This is a genomic window from Mariprofundus micogutta (genome assembly GCF_001895085.1).
Taxonomy (GTDB): domain Bacteria; phylum Pseudomonadota; class Zetaproteobacteria; order Mariprofundales; family Mariprofundaceae; genus Mariprofundus; species Mariprofundus micogutta.
In genome coordinates this window covers 42651-59490 of sequence record NZ_BDFD01000004.1, presented here as the reverse complement: position 1 = coordinate 59490, position 16840 = coordinate 42651, and the positions used below count along the sequence as shown (strand labels likewise).

At 49.2% G+C, this 16840-nt stretch carries 16 protein-coding genes and 2 tRNA genes; 7 read left to right on the top strand and 11 right to left on the bottom strand.

The features are described from left to right. Positions 1–30: 30 nt before the first annotated feature. From MMIC_RS03445 to MMIC_RS03415, 7 genes are all read right to left on the bottom strand, one after another. Positions 31–106, bottom strand: a tRNA-Val gene (locus tag MMIC_RS03445). A gap of 54 nt (positions 107–160) precedes the next feature. Beyond that, positions 161–433 carry an HU family DNA-binding protein gene (locus tag MMIC_RS03440; protein WP_072659063.1) on the bottom strand — a complete coding sequence of 91 codons (273 nt, stop codon included), beginning with the start codon at positions 431–433 and terminating at the stop codon, positions 161–163. Between the two features lie 88 nt (positions 434–521). After that, positions 522–2924: an endopeptidase La gene (gene lon, locus MMIC_RS03435; RefSeq protein WP_171966448.1), complete on the bottom strand. Its 2403-nt coding sequence runs from the start codon at positions 2922–2924 to the stop codon at positions 522–524. A 111-nt stretch (positions 2925–3035) separates the two neighbouring features. Beyond that, complete coding sequence (clpX, locus tag MMIC_RS03430) at positions 3036–4328, bottom strand: ATP-dependent Clp protease ATP-binding subunit ClpX (RefSeq protein WP_072659061.1); 1293 nt, start codon at positions 4326–4328, stop codon at positions 3036–3038. Beyond that, positions 4312–4932 carry an ATP-dependent Clp endopeptidase proteolytic subunit ClpP gene (clpP, locus tag MMIC_RS03425; protein ID WP_072659060.1) on the bottom strand — a complete coding sequence of 207 codons (621 nt, stop codon included), beginning with the start codon at positions 4930–4932 and terminating at the stop codon, positions 4312–4314. The genes clpX and clpP overlap by 17 nt, the downstream gene beginning before the upstream one ends. A gap of 100 nt (positions 4933–5032) precedes the next feature. Further along, the gene (gene tig, locus MMIC_RS03420) at positions 5033–6370 is read right to left on the bottom strand and encodes a trigger factor (RefSeq protein WP_227819327.1); all 1338 of its coding nucleotides are present in this window, start codon (positions 6368–6370) and stop codon (positions 5033–5035) included. A gap of 19 nt (positions 6371–6389) precedes the next feature. Continuing rightward, a tRNA-Leu gene (locus MMIC_RS03415) sits at positions 6390–6473 on the bottom strand. Positions 6474–6717: 244 nt separating this feature from the next. On the opposite strand from MMIC_RS03415, the gene purB reads away from it, so the two are divergent. After that, on the top strand, positions 6718–8085 hold the full coding sequence (gene purB / locus MMIC_RS03410) for an adenylosuccinate lyase (RefSeq protein ID WP_072659058.1): 1368 nt from the start codon (positions 6718–6720) through the stop codon (positions 8083–8085). Between the two features lie 58 nt (positions 8086–8143). Here the strand turns inward: purB and ispH are convergent, their stop codons facing one another. Next, positions 8144–9076 carry a 4-hydroxy-3-methylbut-2-enyl diphosphate reductase gene (gene ispH, locus MMIC_RS03405; RefSeq protein WP_072659057.1) on the bottom strand — a complete coding sequence of 311 codons (933 nt, stop codon included), beginning with the start codon at positions 9074–9076 and terminating at the stop codon, positions 8144–8146. A 138-nt stretch (positions 9077–9214) separates the two neighbouring features. Between ispH and MMIC_RS03400 the strand changes: the two genes are divergently transcribed. The 5 genes from MMIC_RS03400 to nth all read left to right on the top strand — a co-directional run bounded on the left by MMIC_RS03400 (position 9215) and on the right by nth (position 12575). Continuing rightward, positions 9215–9700: a peroxiredoxin gene (locus MMIC_RS03400; RefSeq protein ID WP_072659056.1), complete on the top strand. Its 486-nt coding sequence runs from the start codon at positions 9215–9217 to the stop codon at positions 9698–9700. Further along, the gene (coaBC, locus tag MMIC_RS03395; protein WP_072659055.1) at positions 9697–10875 is read left to right on the top strand and encodes a bifunctional phosphopantothenoylcysteine decarboxylase/phosphopantothenate--cysteine ligase CoaBC; all 1179 of its coding nucleotides are present in this window, start codon (positions 9697–9699) and stop codon (positions 10873–10875) included. The genes MMIC_RS03400 and coaBC overlap by 4 nt, the downstream gene beginning before the upstream one ends. Continuing rightward, the gene (gene dut / locus MMIC_RS12555) at positions 10876–11331 is read left to right on the top strand and encodes a dUTP diphosphatase (protein WP_072659054.1); all 456 of its coding nucleotides are present in this window, start codon (positions 10876–10878) and stop codon (positions 11329–11331) included. Positions 11332–11422: 91 nt separating this feature from the next. After that, entirely contained in the window at positions 11423–11917 is a 495-nt protein-coding gene (locus tag MMIC_RS03385; RefSeq protein WP_072659053.1) for a pilus assembly protein PilP, read from the top strand. Between the two features lie 19 nt (positions 11918–11936). Next, entirely contained in the window at positions 11937–12575 is a 639-nt protein-coding gene (gene nth, locus MMIC_RS03380; RefSeq protein ID WP_072659052.1) for an endonuclease III, read from the top strand. A gap of 51 nt (positions 12576–12626) precedes the next feature. Here the strand turns inward: nth and MMIC_RS12550 are convergent, their stop codons facing one another. The 3 genes from MMIC_RS12550 to MMIC_RS03370 all read right to left on the bottom strand — a co-directional run bounded on the left by MMIC_RS12550 (position 12627) and on the right by MMIC_RS03370 (position 15717). Further along, positions 12627–12890: a hypothetical protein gene (locus MMIC_RS12550; RefSeq protein ID WP_143144865.1), complete on the bottom strand. Its 264-nt coding sequence runs from the start codon at positions 12888–12890 to the stop codon at positions 12627–12629. 234 nt (positions 12891–13124) lie between these two features. Continuing rightward, on the bottom strand, positions 13125–14561 hold the full coding sequence (locus MMIC_RS03375; RefSeq protein WP_072659051.1) for an IS1182 family transposase: 1437 nt from the start codon (positions 14559–14561) through the stop codon (positions 13125–13127). An 85-nt stretch (positions 14562–14646) separates the two neighbouring features. After that, complete coding sequence (locus MMIC_RS03370; protein WP_072659050.1) at positions 14647–15717, bottom strand: metal-dependent hydrolase; 1071 nt, start codon at positions 15715–15717, stop codon at positions 14647–14649. Between the two features lie 101 nt (positions 15718–15818). On the opposite strand from MMIC_RS03370, the gene MMIC_RS03365 reads away from it, so the two are divergent. Beyond that, positions 15819–16742 carry a bifunctional riboflavin kinase/FAD synthetase gene (locus tag MMIC_RS03365; protein ID WP_072659049.1) on the top strand — a complete coding sequence of 308 codons (924 nt, stop codon included), beginning with the start codon at positions 15819–15821 and terminating at the stop codon, positions 16740–16742. The last annotated feature ends 98 nt before the right edge of the window (positions 16743–16840 follow it).

Genomic DNA, 16840 nt, shown 5'->3' with positions numbered 1-16840 from the left:
CCGCATAAAAGCACAGAGCCTTTCAATAAATGGTGGGCGCTGCAGGGCTCGAACCTGCGACCTACGGCTTGTAAGGCCGTTGCTCTCCCAGCTGAGCTAAGCGCCCGAAAAAAACAAGGGCCTTAGCCCTTGCTTCTCGAAAGATACTAACTCTCAGCTGTTACTTAACAGCGTCTTTAAGAGCTTTACCAGCTTTAAACTTAGGAGCTTTAGAAGCTGCAACGTCAATGCTCTCACCAGTACGTGGGTTGCGAGCAGTGCGAGCTGCGCGCTCAGCTACTGAGAATGTTCCAAAACCAACCAGGCTAACTGAATCTCCGCCAGCCAGAGCGCCTGAAATACCGCTCAAAACCGCTTCAACAGCTTCGCCAGCTGCTGATTTACTGAGATCCGCTGATGCGGCTACGTGGCTTACCAAATCTGCTTTATTCATTAATTCCTCCCGATGAATTCAATGGGTTGCGAACTATAAGCAATGGACCCCATATCCTGTCAACCGATATTTTTGATTTTTTGTAACTTTAATGCGCCACCGTCGAGCTATCATCAAGATAAATGTCGCCAACGCTCCCCGGCACAAAACTTCCGGATATACTCATCCCTGTAGGCAGCCTAGTCAAGGCATGTTCTAACACTTTATCCATGTGTGACACAGTGTGAATTTTGACACCCTTGAGAACGTCCTCATGAATGTCTTTCAAGTCCTTGGCATTCTCTTCGGGAATAACTGCCTCAGTCAGCCCGCCACGGTGTGCAGCCAGCAATTTTTCCTTCAGACCACCAATCGGCAATGCCTTACCCCGCAGCGTAATCTCGCCGGTCATGCAGACATTCTTTTTGACCGGGATACCTGTTAAAGCTGAAACAATGGATGTTGCCATACCGAGTCCTGCTGAAGGCCCGTCTTTTGGTATGGCACCTTCAGGAACATGCACATGAATATCCACTTTCTGGTGAAAATCCGGTTTCAGGCCCAATTGTGATGCACGTGAGCGCACATAAGTCAGTGCAGCCTGAATCGATTCCTGCATCACATCACCGAGCTGGCCTGTAACAGTCAGCTTGCCTTTACCCGGCATCAGTGCTGTTTCAATCTGCAGCAACTCACCACCGACTTCAGTCCAGGCAAGGCCGGTAACAACACCGACCTGATCTTCCTCTTCAGCCAGACCAAACCGGTATTTACGTGCACCGAGGTACTCTTCAACATCAGCAGCAGAAAGTTCAATAACATCCTTACTGTCGGATTGCACGATTTTGCGTGCGACCTTGCGGCACAGCTTGGCCAGTTCACGTGACAGACCACGAACACCGGCTTCACGCGTATAATAACGCACAAGCTCCAGCAGTACGTCATCATCGACATTCAGGTGCGAAGCTTTCAGACCATGGTTCTTCAGCTGCTTCTCCAACAGATAGCGGCGAGCAATCTCCAGTTTCTCATGCTCTGTATATCCGGAGATACGAATAATTTCCATACGATCCAGTAAGGGACCAGGAATATTCAGGCTGTTCGCTGTGGTAATAAACATGACATCGGAAAGGTCATAGTCCACTTCCATATAATGGTCGTTAAACGTGTTATTCTGCTCGGGGTCAAGCACTTCCAGCAGCGCAGCAGAAGGATCACCTCTGAAATCGGCACCTAATTTATCAATCTCATCAAGCAGGATCATCGGGTTTCTGGTGCCCGCCTTCTTCATCGACTGAATCACTTTACCCGGCATAGAGCCAATATAGGTACGACGATGACCACGGATTTCCGCTTCATCGCGCACCCCGCCCAAACTCATGCGCACATACTTTCGTTTCGTCGCACGAGCGATGGATTTTGCCAGTGAGGTTTTACCCACACCCGGTGGTCCCACAAAACAGAGAATCGGACCCTTCATCTTCCGCACAAGGCGCAAAACGGCCAGATACTCCAGAACACGTTCTTTCACCTTTTCCAGACCATAATGATCTTCATCCAGAATTGTCTCAGCAGCAGAAATATCCCGGCTGATCTTGGAACGCTTTTTCCATGGAATATCAATCAACCAGTCCAGGTAATTGCGTACGACAGTTGCTTCAGCACTCATCGCAGGCATCATTTTCAAACGTTTGAATTCAGCATCGGCTTTTTCTTTAGCTTCTTTGCTCAGACCCACGCCCTGGATTTTCTCTTCCAGCTTTTGCAGATCTGATTCCGCATCTTCATCACCAAGCTCTTTCTGGATGGCTTTCATCTGCTCGGAGAGATAATACTCACGCTGGGATTTTTCCATCTGCCGTTTCACACGGCCGCGAATACGTTTATCTACCTGCAGCAGTTCCATCTCATCGTCCATATGAGCATACAAACGCTCAAGACGACCAATCACATCAGGCAGTTCAAGCAGTTCCTGCTTCTCTTCAACTTTGAGATTTAAATGCGCAGCAATGGTATCGGCCAGTTTATCAACTTCATCAACGGCAGATACGGAAACCATCACTTCAGGTGGTAATTTTTTATTCAGTTTAACATATGACTCAAACTTCTGGACCAATGAGCGCGACACAACATCCAGTTCCTGCTCATCTTCACTCTGAGATTGCATGACCGAGAAATGTGCGCGCAGATAATCTTCGCCGACCAGAATCTTTTCTACCCTGATACGCTCGCCGCCTTCAACCAGCACTTTAATCGTGCCATCAGGAAGTTTCAGTAACTGCAGGATATTACCGATGGTACCAACCCTATACAGGTCTTTTGCGGCCGGATCGTCATTGCCGGCATCCTTCTGGGCAACAAGTAAAATTTTCTTGCCGGAGGCCATGACCTCTTCCAGTGCTTTTACAGACTTCTCGCGACCGACAAATAGCGGCACAATCATATGTGGAAAAACAACGATATCTCTGAGCGGCAGGACAGGAAGTAGTGCTTCCACATTATCTTCACTCATCTTTTCCGCTTCATCTTTGGTCCATTCCGCCACCAAATACTCCTTCAACTACAATACAAAAAGATAGCGCAGCAATCGCGCCAGTCAGACAATTAATGTTTACGAGACAGATCAGGAAGCAGCTGCTTCTGTTTGAGGTTCCTGCTCACCCTGATCACCTGTAAGTACCAATACGGGTTTGCTCGCACCTTCAACAGCCTCGCGGTTAACCACGCATTTCTCAACATTGGTCATCGTCGGAATATCATACATGACATCCAGCATCACCGACTCCATGATCGCACGCAGACCACGTGCACCGGTCTTACGCAGTATTGCCTTCTCGGCAATCGCTTCCAGTGCATCATCGGTGAAAGAGAGCTCCACATCATCATATTTCATCAGTGCTGCATACTGTTTCACCAGCGCATTCTTGGGCTCGGTCAAAATGCGGAACAGGGCCTCTTTATCAAGCTGGCTCAAAGTTGCTACAGCCGGCAAACGACCAACCAGTTCCGGAATCAGACCGAACTTGATCAAATCTTCAGGTTCCACCTGACTGAGGATTGCGCCGATATCTTTCTCATCATCAGTCACGACTTCAGCACCAAAACCAATAGAACGCGGCTTACCTTTGACCTCGATCACTTTTTCAAGACCTGCGAATGCTCCACCGAGAATAAACAGGATATTGGTAGTATCCACAGGCATAAATTCCTGCTGCGGATGTTTACGTCCACCCTGAGGCGGTACAGCAGCAACCGTACCTTCAATCAGCTTGAGCAGCGCCTGCTGAACACCTTCACCGGACACATCACGAGTAATCGACGGACCTTCAGCTTTGCGTGAAAGTTTATCAACTTCATCAATATAGATAATACCACGCTGGGCTTTTTCCACATCGTAGTCAGCAGCCTGCAACAACTTGAGAATGATGTTTTCAACATCTTCACCCACATAACCGGCTTCAGTCAGCGTTGTTGCATCAGCCATGACAAACGGCACATCGAATACACGCGCCAGTGTCTGTGCCAGAAGTGTTTTACCGCAGCCTGTAGGCCCGAGCAGCAATACATTGGACTTGGAAATTTCCACATCCGAAGTTTCATTATGGGCGATACGCTTGTAATGATTGTAAACAGCAACTGAGAGCAGACGCTTTGATGACTCCTGTCCAATGACATATTCATCCAGAAAGGCTTTAATCTCGGAAGGTTTTGGCAGCCCGCCCGCTTCTTCTTTAGCGCCCTCTTTCTGATCACCTGCAGAAAGCTCTTCAACGATAATTTCGTTGCACAACTCAATACATTCATCGCAGATAAATACAGTCGGACCGGCAATCAGCTTCTTAACGTCGTGCTGCGATTTCCCACAGAACGAGCAATATAAAGTATTGTCCCCACCATCTTTACTCTGCGTTGTCATCAGCACCTCCAGTCACTACTTCCGCACGGGAAGAAAGCACCTTATCCACGATACCGTAGTCTTTTGCTTCATCAGCGGTCAAGAAATAATCCCTTTCCACATCATCGGCGAGCTTCTCCAGTGGTTGCCCGGTATTCTCGGCCATCATCGCATTCAGACTGTCTTTCAACTTCAGAATTTCACGCGCATGGATTTCAATATCGGTAGCCTGCCCCTGAAAACCACCCAGCGGCTGATGGATCATGACACGTGCATTGGGCAGCGCATAACGCTTACCTTTGGTGCCGGCAGCAAGCAGATGTGCTCCCATACTGGCAGCCTGCCCCACGCATAGCGTCGACACATCGCAACGGATATATTGCATCGTATCATAGATCGCCATTCCGGCAGTCACCAGACCACCGGGGCTATTGATATATATATAAATATCCTTGTCAGGACCTTCTGACTCAAGGAACAAGAGTTGGGCAATAATCAGATTCGACATATGATCATCAACCTGACCATTGAGGAAAATGATCCGCTCTTTTAACAAGCGTGAATAGATATCGTAGGAGCGCTCACCGCGCGCAGTTTGCTCGACTACAACAGGAACCAGATTCATGTACTCTCCTTTTTAGACCATCTACTGATCAGTTCAAGACCCTTTGCGGCTCACCATAAAGATTTATGTCGCAAAAGTCATACCAGAGCGTATCCGGGTATTACTGTTCTTGCTCGCCCTGCCACTCTGACAACGGTTTACTGACTGCACCTGTTTTAGCCTGATCAACAATATACTGTACGCATTTGCGCTCCAGCAATCCGTCTTTCATGGATGCAACCTGCTCCTGCTGGCTCTTGATCCACGTTTTGAACTGATCACGCTGCTCTTCAGGATACTGCTGCGACTGACGATCGATCTCTGCATCCAGTTCGGCATCTTCAACATTCAGGTCAGACAATGCACGCACCTGCTGCAGCAGAAGCGACAATTTAAGACCACGCTCGGAACGACTGCGGATTTCCTTGTTAAAGCCTTCGTCCTTCAGCATTTCATCAGGAACTTCAACACCCTGCTGTTTCATATTCTGCAATACACGCTTGGTAGTTTCCTGCATGTCCTGCTGAACCAGCGTTTCCGGCAATTCCATATCATTTGCAGCAATCAATGCATCAAGAGCCGCATCACGTGTGGTAGAGAAGGAAGCCTGTTCAGCTTCCTCAGTCAGACGGTTCTGTGCATCTGCTCGCAGGGCAGCACCATCATCAAAACCAACCATCTTCGCCAGATCATCTTCGTTTTCAGCCGTGACCGGTTTACCAACAGATTTCACATTGGTTGCAAAACTTGCGTCTTTGCCTGCCAGATGTGCGGCCTGATAATTTTCAGGGAAACTTACTTCTACAGTCACATCATCGCCGGCTTTTTTACCGATCAGCTGCTCTTCAAAGCCTGGAATGAAACGACCCTCGCCGAGCACCAGCGGTACGTCTTCGCCTTTACCGCCGTCAAACTCTTCACCATCGATGGAACCGACAAAGTCGATGTGCAACTGATCACCATTTTCAGACACACGCTCAGCTTCAGCTTCAAACTTCACCTGCGACTTCATCAAACGCTCGATCACCTGATCGATATCTGATTCTTCTACATTTACAGTAGTTTCATCAAACGCAAGTTCGGAGAGATCATTCAGCTTCACTTCCGGCATCGTTGTCACCTTCATGGTGAACTCAAAACCTTCAGATGGCTGAGTGGCTGGAATATCAAGCATTGGCTGAACAGCAGGATTCAGGCCGGAAGATTCAATAGCAGCAACATAATGGGACTGGATCAGCTCGGAAACCGTATCTTCATGCAGTTTGGCGCCAAACTGTTTCTTAATCACATGTGTCGGAGTTTTACCCGGACGGAAACCTGGCAGCTTGGCCTGTGCAACCAGCTTGTTCATCTGTGCTGCGTAAATACGATCATATTCACCCTGAGCTACAGTCACATGTACCTGGTGTTCATTGCTGCCAAGGGCTTTCACTTCAGTCTGAATCATTTGTTTCTCCATCGGGACACTATGAGATGTATGGTACGAGAGGGGGGAGTCGAACCCCCACACCAAAGGTACTGGAACCTAAATCCAGCGCGTCTACCAGTTCCGCCACCCTCGCATATGGTTGGAATATCATCATATTCCACGCAACCTTCCTAACAGGCTGCCAATAAAAAGGAGCAAGGCTATGCCTCACCCCTCGCAAAACGGAGGCGAATGATGCCATCGCCCAAACTGAAATCAAGAACTGCCTCATGAATAATCATTCATAAACAGATGCCTTTGGAAATATGTATTGATCCGGTGTACATTTCGCGGCGAAAAAATCTTCCTAATCAATCATAAACACCCTGGAGTTTTATATGCAGGTTTCACCTCTCACCGCACTGTCACCACTGGATGGCCGTTACGCCGGAAAAACAGCCGACCTTCGCCCTATATTCAGTGAGTACGGCCTGATCAAGGCACGCGTAACTGTTGAAGTACGCTGGTTGCAGATGCTGGCCGCCAATGCCGACATCTCTGAAGTGCCTGCTTTCTCCGCTGCAGCCGATGCATTCCTTGATGCAATAGTCACAGACTTCTGTGAAGAAGATGCGAACCGGGTTAAAACGATCGAGGCAACCACCAACCACGATGTCAAAGCTGTCGAATACTTTCTAAAAGAGAAAGTCGCTGATAATACCGAATTGGCAGCCATCTCCGAATTCTTCCATTTCGCCTGCACATCTGAAGACATCAACAACCTCTCCTATGCCCTGATGCTCAAGGAAGCACGTGAAACGGTACTACTGCCTGCCATGCAGGGTATTGTGGATAGTCTGATTGCCGGAGCCAAAGCTCACGCAGAACAACCGCTACTGGCACGCACGCACGGACAAACTGCCAGCCCGACCACTATGGGCAAGGAGTGGGCCAATGTGGCTTACCGCATGCAGCGCACACTGGACCAGATCACCGCCGTTCCGTTCATGGGTAAAATCAATGGCGCAGTAGGCAACTACAATGCTCATCTGGCCGCCTATCCTGACCTGGACTGGGCCGCTATTGCTAAAGGTTTTGTAGAGTCTCTCGGCATCACCTGGAATCCATACACTATTCAGATTGAGCCTCACGATTACATTGCCGAGATCAATGATGCAGTCGCCCGCTTCAACACCATTCTGATCGATTTCAGCCGTGATATCTGGGGTTATATTTCACTCGGTTATTTCAAACAAAAGGTTATTGCAGGCGAAGTCGGTTCTTCCACCATGCCGCATAAAGTCAATCCTATCGACTTTGAAAATGCCGAGGGCAACCTGGGACTGGCCAATGCGGTACTGCGTCATCTGGCTGAAAAGCTGCCAATTTCACGCTGGCAGCGTGATCTGACCGATTCCACCGTGCTGCGTAATCTGGGTGTGGGCTTCGGTTATTCAATTCTGGCCTACAGCTCGGCGCAGAGAGGTTTCTCCAAACTGGAAATCAATGCTGATAAGATCAATGCCGATCTTGATGCAAGCTGGGAAGTACTCGGTGAAGCTGTACAGACAGTGATGCGCCGTTATGGGCTGGAAAATCCGTACGAACAGATGAAGGCATTAACGCGTGGCATCGGCGTCACACCAGAGCGTTTAAGAGAATTTATTGGAACGCTGGAAATTCCGGATGAAGCCAAACAGCAGCTGATGGAAATGACTCCTGCCACTTATATTGGCAATGCTGTAGAGCAGGCTAAAAACATCTAAAGGGTATAGCTCTAGCACTGAGTCTGGCAATGATGTCAGACTCAGTGTCTGCTTAAGCTTAAGGACGCAACTCTTCCGGAAGCACGAAAGTTATGTTTTCCTGCCCGACTGAAAGAAGCTCAGGATTGGAAAAACCATGCCCCTTCAACCAGTCGGCAACCTGCTCAACCAGCACTTCCGGTGCAGATGCGCCGGCGGTCAAGCCAATACGATCATCAGATTTAAACCAGCCGACCTCAATATCATCAGCCCCGTCAATCAAAAAGGCTTTTGCCCCGCAGCGCTCAGCCACTTCGCGTAAACGGTTGGAGTTAGAAGAGTTTTTTGAGCCGATGACCAGAACCACATCGGATTTTGACGCCAGCGCTTTGACTGCCGCCTGACGATTACTTGTGGCATAACAGATATCTTCTCGTTTCGGCCCCTGAACATTGGGGAAACGCGCCTGAAGTGCTGCAATCACATCCTTTGTATCATCCACACTGAGGGTGGTCTGAGTAACATAAGCAATTTTTTCAGGGTCTTTCACCTGCAACAGCTCCACGTCATCAGGCGTAGAAATTAATAGCACGGCGCCATCGGGAGCCTGTCCCATCGTACCTTCCACCTCAGGGTGTCCGGCATGTCCGATCAGAATCACCTGATCACCATTTTTATAATGCCTGAGTAATTCAAGATGTACTTTGGTTACCAGCGGGCAGGTGGCATCAATTACACGCAAGCTACGTTTTGCGGCATGTTGCCGCACTGCTTTACTCACACCGTGCGCGGAAAATATCAGCAGTGAATCATCCGGCGCATCATCCACTTCATTCACAAATACGGCACCCTTGGCCTTCAGTGACTCCACCACAAAGCGGTTATGCACGATTTCGTGGCGCACATAAACCGGTGCACCGTAGACCTCCAGCGCCTTCTCCACGATCTCAATGGCGCGGTCCACCCCCGCACAAAAACCTCTCGGCTCTGCCAATAGCACCTGATTTTTCATGCTTAACTCCCGCTTGCAGCGATTTGGAAACATTGTAGTCAAACTTCGCCTACAGGTTTCCTCAACTGTGGCGAAGGCTAGCATCGTTCCCTATGCTTGCGCATCCGTAAAGCCGATATGGGAATCTAGGAGTCATACATGTCCGAATACAAAATTAATCCAACAGATGCAGCACCCGCTGATATTGAACTGCAAACATGGCCTGAAGGCACATTAAAACTGGCTGACCTGAGCGGACAGTGGATTATCCTCTATTTTTATCCCAAGGATAGTACGTCCGGATGCACCACCGAATCGTGTGGGTTCCGTGATGCCCTGCCCGATTTTTCTGCAGCAGATGCAGCTATCGTCGGCGTCAGCCGCGATTCAGTAAAATCACATGCCAACTTTACCGCCAAACAGTCGCTGAACTTTCCGCTGATTTCAGATCCTGATGAGACTTTATGCAACGCTTTCGATGTCATGCAGCTTAAAAAGAATTATGGCAAAGAGTACCTGGGGGTTGAACGCTCCACCTTCATCATCAATCCTGAAGGTGATATTGCTTATGCTTGGCGCAAAGTGAGAGTACCCGGCCATGTCGAAGAGGTGTTGAACACCCTGAAGGAACTGCAAGGCGCATGAACCTGCTCGGCAAACGCATACTCATCGGTATCGGTGGCGGCATAGCCGTTTACCGTGTGGCCGAATTGACCCGTTTGCTGAAAAAATCCGGCATGGAAGTTCGCTGCGTCATGACACGGTCAGCCTGCGAATTTGTCTCCCCGCTGACCTTTGAAGCCTTGACCGGTGAAGAGGTTCACACCGAGCTGTTTGACCTGACCGGTGAAAGAGAGATGGGACATATTCAACTGGCCCGCTGGGCCGATGCAGTCATTATTGCACCGGCCACATCCAATCTGATTGCCCGCTTTGCCCACGGCATCGCTGATGACCTGCTCACCACTATCATGCAGGTATGTGACAAGCCGGTACTGCTCGCACCCGCCATGAACAGCTCCATGTGGGATGCAACTGCCACACAACACAATATCAACACACTGCTACAAAACGGCATTTCAGTTGTCGGACCGGAAGCCGGTGAACTGGCCTGTGGCGAATCAGGTGCTGGCCGCCTGAGCGAGCCACGCGCCATCATTTCAGCCCTGCTACCACTATTAACAAAGCAGAACCTGAACGGTCAGCATTGGGTCATTAATGCCGGCCCTACTGTTGAGGCGTGGGATGATGTGCGCCTGTTAACCAACAGGGCCAGCGGCATGCTCGGCGCCATGTTGGCTGATCTGGCAGTCATTAAAGGCGCAGAGGTTTCACTGATCGCTGGTCCCGGCACCCCGGAAACCCATCCCGACATTAAGCGCTTCGATGTTGAATCCGCCAAGCAGATGCATACAGCATGCAAACATGAAGCGGCAGAAGCTGATGTCTTCATTGCCACAGCAGCAGTATCCGATTTCAGATTTGACAAGGTATGCCAGGGCAAACTCAAGCGTGGTGATACAACCAGCATGAGTGTCAACATGATCGCCAATCCGGACATCGTGGCTGAGATTGCTGCCATGCAAAAGCGCCCGACCAAAGTGATTGCTTTTGCAGCCGAAGCATCAGATCACATCGAGCATGCCCGGGCCAAACTCGTCAAAAAAGGTGTTGATGCCATCATTGCCAATGACATCAGCAATATGGGTAGTGACAAGTCCAATGGCTGGTGGATCAGCGACACAGAAACCTTTGCCATCGAAAGTGTCACTAAATTCGAATTTGCCCAGAGTATTATCAACCATATTATGGAGAACTAGATGAGCCTTAATCCTGTCGTTCACATTCAAAAACTACCACACGGGGAAGGCATAGACCTTCCATTTTATGCCACCACTCATGCAGCGGGTGCAGATCTTCGCGCTGCCGTTGATGCGGATGTAATCATTCAACCGGGTGAAACCAGGCTGATTAAAACAGGTTTTGCCATGGCCCTGCCGGATAACTATGAAGCGCAGGTTCGCCCCCGCTCTGGTCTTGCCCTGAAAAACGGTATCACAGTACTCAACAGCCCAGGCACTGTTGATGCTGACTATCGCGGGGAAGTGGGCGTCATACTGATTAACCACGGTAAAGAAGCATTTACTGTCAGCCGCGGAGATCGTATCGCCCAGATGATTATTGCTCCGTTTGTACAGGCAGATTTCAGTGAAGTAAGTGAACTCTCGGAAACCGCGCGCGGTACCGGTGGCTTTGGAAGTTCCGGACAAAAATAAATAATCAGAACACACATCTGGCATGTATTGTGCTTTGCAGAAGTCATCAGTTCTGCTGTAATTGATATCTGCAAGGCGCAGGGAGGAAATCATGAGACATCTGATATGGCTGATTTCGACAATGATGATCGGGGTTCCCCTGGCATCTGCTGCGCCTGCCTCAGACTCAAGCGAAGACATCCCTGATGCCATGCAGCATATGGTGACCGCTCCTGTCATTGATTTTGCCAATCTGCGTGATCCTTTTGCCTCCTATCTGGAAAGCGTTGCAAGGCGTGGGCGCACGGCACTGATAGAAAACCAGCTTCGCCTGACTAATCGCAGCCGTGAAAAGCTGGAAGATTATGATCTCAGCACATTGAGCCTGGTCGCCATATTCAGCATGGGTGGTGAGCGCGTGGCCATGGTTCAGGACAGTACTGCCAAAGGTTTTATCGTGCGCCGTGGTAATTATCTTGGTAAAAACAATGGAAAAATCGAGAAAATCACTGACGACACTGTGTTTCTGGTTGAGCAGGTTTTAAACCCTGCCGGAGAAATCACTGATCGACAGGTCAGCCTGACCATGAAAGAAGTGAACGACTAAACGTTCTATGCCCAAGCGAATGAATGCTGCCCAGATCAGGCGGTTTTTTGAACATCTGCAATCCATAGACCCTGAACCTGTTACCGAACTGAACTATACCAATGAGTTCGAACTGCTGGCTGCTGTCATGCTCTCAGCTCAATCCACCGATGTCGGCGTCAACAAGGCCACAGCCAAACTCTATCCGGTTGCCAATACACCTGCGGCTATCCTGAAACTGGGCGAAGCGAAACTGAAAAAATATATCGCCACGCTCGGCCTGTATAATAGTAAAGCCAAACATCTGATCGGTGCCTGCGAGATTCTGGTTTCACAGCATGGCGGAGAGATACCACGCACACGCAAAGAACTGGAAGCACTGCCCGGCGTGGGCAGGAAAACTGCCAATGTCGTGCTCAACGTACTATTTGGTGAACCGACCATGGCCGTGGATACACACATCTTCCGCGTTGGTAACCGCACGGGACTGGCTCCGGGTAAAACACCGCTCGACGTAGAAAAGGGATTGTTAAAAGTGATCCCGAAAGAATTCATGCAGCATGCCCACCACTGGCTCATTCTGCATGGTCGCTACACCTGTATCGCCCGCAAACCTCGTTGCCCGACCTGCGCTGTCTCTGCTGAATGCCAGTGGCCCGAAAAATCCAGCGCGATTTAACTGGCCTAATCCAAACAAACTGACTGACTGTTTCCGCCCAAAATCGGACACTCAAGAATCAGGAGGTGGACGCTTCCATGGTGGAGTTGACTTCAATGATTCTCTGTACTCATCATCCTCTGCTATGATTTCTTTTCTTCTTAAAATCGGTGTCACTATCAAATAAAGCCATATAATGGCTGCTATTAACCAGCCACCATAAAACATTACTTCTCTTATTAATTGGTCAGCTATTATGCTGGATGAAAAGCAAATCAACACACAAAGGGCTCCAATCAAAATAAGTAGCCAGTCCCTAAAAGCATATTTTTTCATATTTATTTGCCAAACATCCTTTTCAAGTATTTATTTATCATTTGAGTGTCCGTTTTGGGCCCAGAGTGTGCGAAAACACAGGGCTGGGGTTAAGGCTGCATTTCAACCGAGCAACAAGGCCAAGATAGAGTGGTTTATTTGTGTTTGCTGATTCCTGTCGATCTAAAGAGGGATATGGGACTTTCCATACTCGATTAAGGCGGATTCTGGCAGATATGAGGGCTAAGAAGAGGCTCAGGCGCGGATCGCCTGTACCAATCCCCTGACGCCCATCATGTTGATGACTCGTTTCAGATTGTAAGCAAGCACATGCATACTCATTTCCGTACTGACTCGATCAATCGTCCTGGTCAGAAAGTGAGTTGCACCCATCCATGCTTTGATGGTTCCAAAGGGGTGCTCAACCGTTTGCCTTCGTATACGCATGGCATCGCCTTTCAGCTTTAGCCTGAGTTTCATTGCTTCCAGAATATTCTCATGCTCCCATCGTTTTATGCGTCGCGGTTGGGGTGATGTGGTGCATTGCTGTTTTACTGAACACACACTACAGGCGGCAAAGCTCCAATAGCAATGCAGATCCATACCGTTTTCATTGGTTGTGAAGTGCCATTGCAACCGCTCTCCGGATGGACAGAGATACTCATTAGTATCTGGTAGATAGCGGAAGTCCTGCTTGGTGAATCTGCCTGCCTTTCGGCCTTGCGATGTAATCGCTTCTGGGAGATATGTGATGATACCAACATCGTCGCACGCTTTGATCTCGATACTCTTGTAGTACCCACGGTCTGCAACTATCTCGAGCTTATCCGAACCCATACTCTGACGAGCCTTCTTTGCCATGGATGAAAGCTGTCCTCTGTCACTGCCATTGTTCGTGACCTCATGCTCCACAATCAGGTGGTTCTTAACATCAACTGCTGTCTGGACGTTATAGCCTACAATGCCAATGCCTCTGGTTTTCATGGAGCGGGCATCGGGATCAGTTAGAGATATTTGTTTATCTGGCTGTTTCAGCATCTCTGCATTCAGTTTCTTCAGCCGCTTCATCTCGTCTTTCAGCTTGGCAATCTTATCTTTCAGCCTGCCTGTATCGGCTTGGCGTATCCGTTCTTCCTGTCGATCTGCCGTATCAAGCTGACGCATATATTCGTCGATGCTTTTATCAATATCATCCATCCGACGTTTCATTTTGGCCTGGGTAAAGTTCTTGTCTCTGGCATTCACTGCTTTGAATTTACTGCCATCAATGGCAACCATCGATTCAGTGAGAAGCTTCAGCTTCCGGCATAACACCACAAACTCGCGGCAGACGTTTTGTATCGCCTTACCATTATCTTTGCGGAAGTCTGCTATCGTTTTGAAATCCGGCATCAGCCGACCGGTCAGCCACATCACCTCAACATTGCGATGACTTTCGCGCTCAAGGCGACGGCTTGATTGGGTTCGGTTCAGGTATCCGTAAACATACAGCTTCAACAACATCGCAGGATGATATGCGGGGCGGCCTGTTGCTTGCGGGTCGACGCCAGTAAAACCAAGCTCTCGCATATCTAACTCATCAACAAATACATCAATCACGCGAACTGGATTGTCTTCATTTACATAGTCATCAAGCAACTCAGGAAGCAGCGTGCTCTGACTTCGACTTTCTCCAACTACAAATCGTTTCATGAAAACACCCCACAAGACGTTGTGAGATAATTATACCATTAATGATCAGCGTTTTCACACACTCTGGGCCGCAAGCAGACGTTCGTCAGATCTGTTTTTCGGGTGAATCAGCTTTGGCTTGAGGTTCGGGTCGGGTTTCTTCTTTGACAATACGAATGTCTTCACCAAGCAGCATGTCGATAAACATCTGCCGCGTCTGCTTGGATGTATCATGAAACTGATTGAAAGGTGTATGACGATGCTGATCGGCAAGGTCCAGTTCAATACCCCAGATCGGTTTCGTGGAAGTGGGCAGCATGGAATAACGGGCATCACCTATCACAGGTTTGTCGCCTGGAACCAGAGCTACGTATCCATCTGAGAAAAATTCGAAACGTTTGATATCTTCAGCAAGCACGCTGCTTTCTGATAACTCTGGCAAATCTTCCAGCTCAAAGCGTTTAACCGACTCACCAATGTACTGTTTCTCTTGCCCCGGAAGTCCGACCCTCAGGGCATCAACATGGAAATAGCCTCCGGATTCGTAAACAGAACGCCACAACACCAGATTTCCCATTGTCGGTTTGATTTCGATTCGCTCCACCTGATGGCCGCGTGATTCTGCCAGCGCCATAGCCATAGCTTCTACCCGTTCATGTTGGGCAACTCCAACCATGAGATAGGAGATGGCAAAGCAGACGCCAAAGGCAGCATAACGCGGTGTACGTTTAACAGCAGCCAATACAATGGCTAAAATCAGAGCAATGGAAAATAGTGGATCCAGAATAGAGATGATATTCCAGGAAATTCGTTCATCGCTTAACGGCCAAAGCAGGGAGGTGCCATAAGAGGTACATGCGTCAATCAAACCCGAAGTAGCATACCCGGCAGTAGTGAACAGCAGGGCGCGTTTAAACGGCAGGTGTTTTTTCAGCACAGGCCACATCAGCAGTGCAGCAATCAGACCCCCGAACGGGATAAAAAATATCGAGTGGGTAAAGTGCCGGTGAAAATCAAGCTGAAGCAGAGGGTCCGTTTCAGCCAATGTGAATATCGCATCAATATCTGCCAGCAAACCAGCCAGGAAGCCGATCACCATTGCCAGACGGGTTTCGTGCTTGTTCGAGAAGCTCTGGGCCAAAACAGCACCGGCCAAGCCTTGCGTTACTATATCCATAGTTCGCAATCGTGCCGACTCTGATGAGCCAGCTCAAGCCCTGCTGCTCCATCACACCGCTCTATCTGTTTAATTGAGACACAAAACGATAGGATTCAGCCATGCAGGTTTTTCATACATGGGAAGAGGCCACGGCGGCCAGTGACATTAAAGGTGGTGCTATCACTGTCGGTAACTTTGATGGTGTACACATGGGCCATGAACAGGTGTTGGCTGAAACCAATGGTCACGCCAGTGCAGCTGACGGCCCTACCATTGTCGTAACATTCGAACCGCATCCGCGCGCAGTCCTCTATCCTGAAGAAGCACCGCGTCGTCTCTGCCATGTGCAGGAACGCATGCAATATCTGCAAGCAGCCGGTGTTGATGCAGTACTGTTGCTTGAGTTCACCAAAGAACTGGCCACCTGGTCTGCAGAAAAATTCTCCAAGACCCTGCACGATACATTTGCATTTAAACACATCCACGTCGGTTACGATTTTGCGTTTGGTCGCGACAGGCAAGGCCATGTTGATGATCTGCGCACATTAGGCGAAACACATGACTTTAATGTCACAGAAGCCGCGGCCTTTGAAATGCTCGGCGCAGTCGTCTCTTCCTCACGTATCCGCTCGGCAGTTGAAGCCGCCGATTTCGAGCTGGCCAGGAAATTATTGGGCCGCGATTACTCGATTGCCGGCACTGTACTGCACGGAGATAAACGCGGCAGGGAAATGAACTTCCCCACTGCCAACGTTGACGTCGCCGACCTTGCTCACCCGCCTGTCGGCATATATGCCGTTCGCGCCAATAGCCACGGCAAACAGTGGAATGGGGCTGCCTATCTCGGTTATCGTCCCACCTTCAACGGCCGCACCCTGCTCTTGGAAACCCATCTACTTGATGACTCTCCTGACCTGTACGATCAGTGCCTGAATGTCAGTTTTATCAAACGCATCAGGGAAGATCGCAAATTCACCGGCCACGCCGATCTGGCCCAACAGATCGCCAAAGACTGTGAGGCTGCAAGAGTCATACTTGACTGATATTTCAGCACTCCAAATTCAACTGGCAAAGCATCTCTCCAGCTACTGAACAGACGGGTGAGACAAAAGCGTATGTTTTGCCTATCATGCGCAACCTT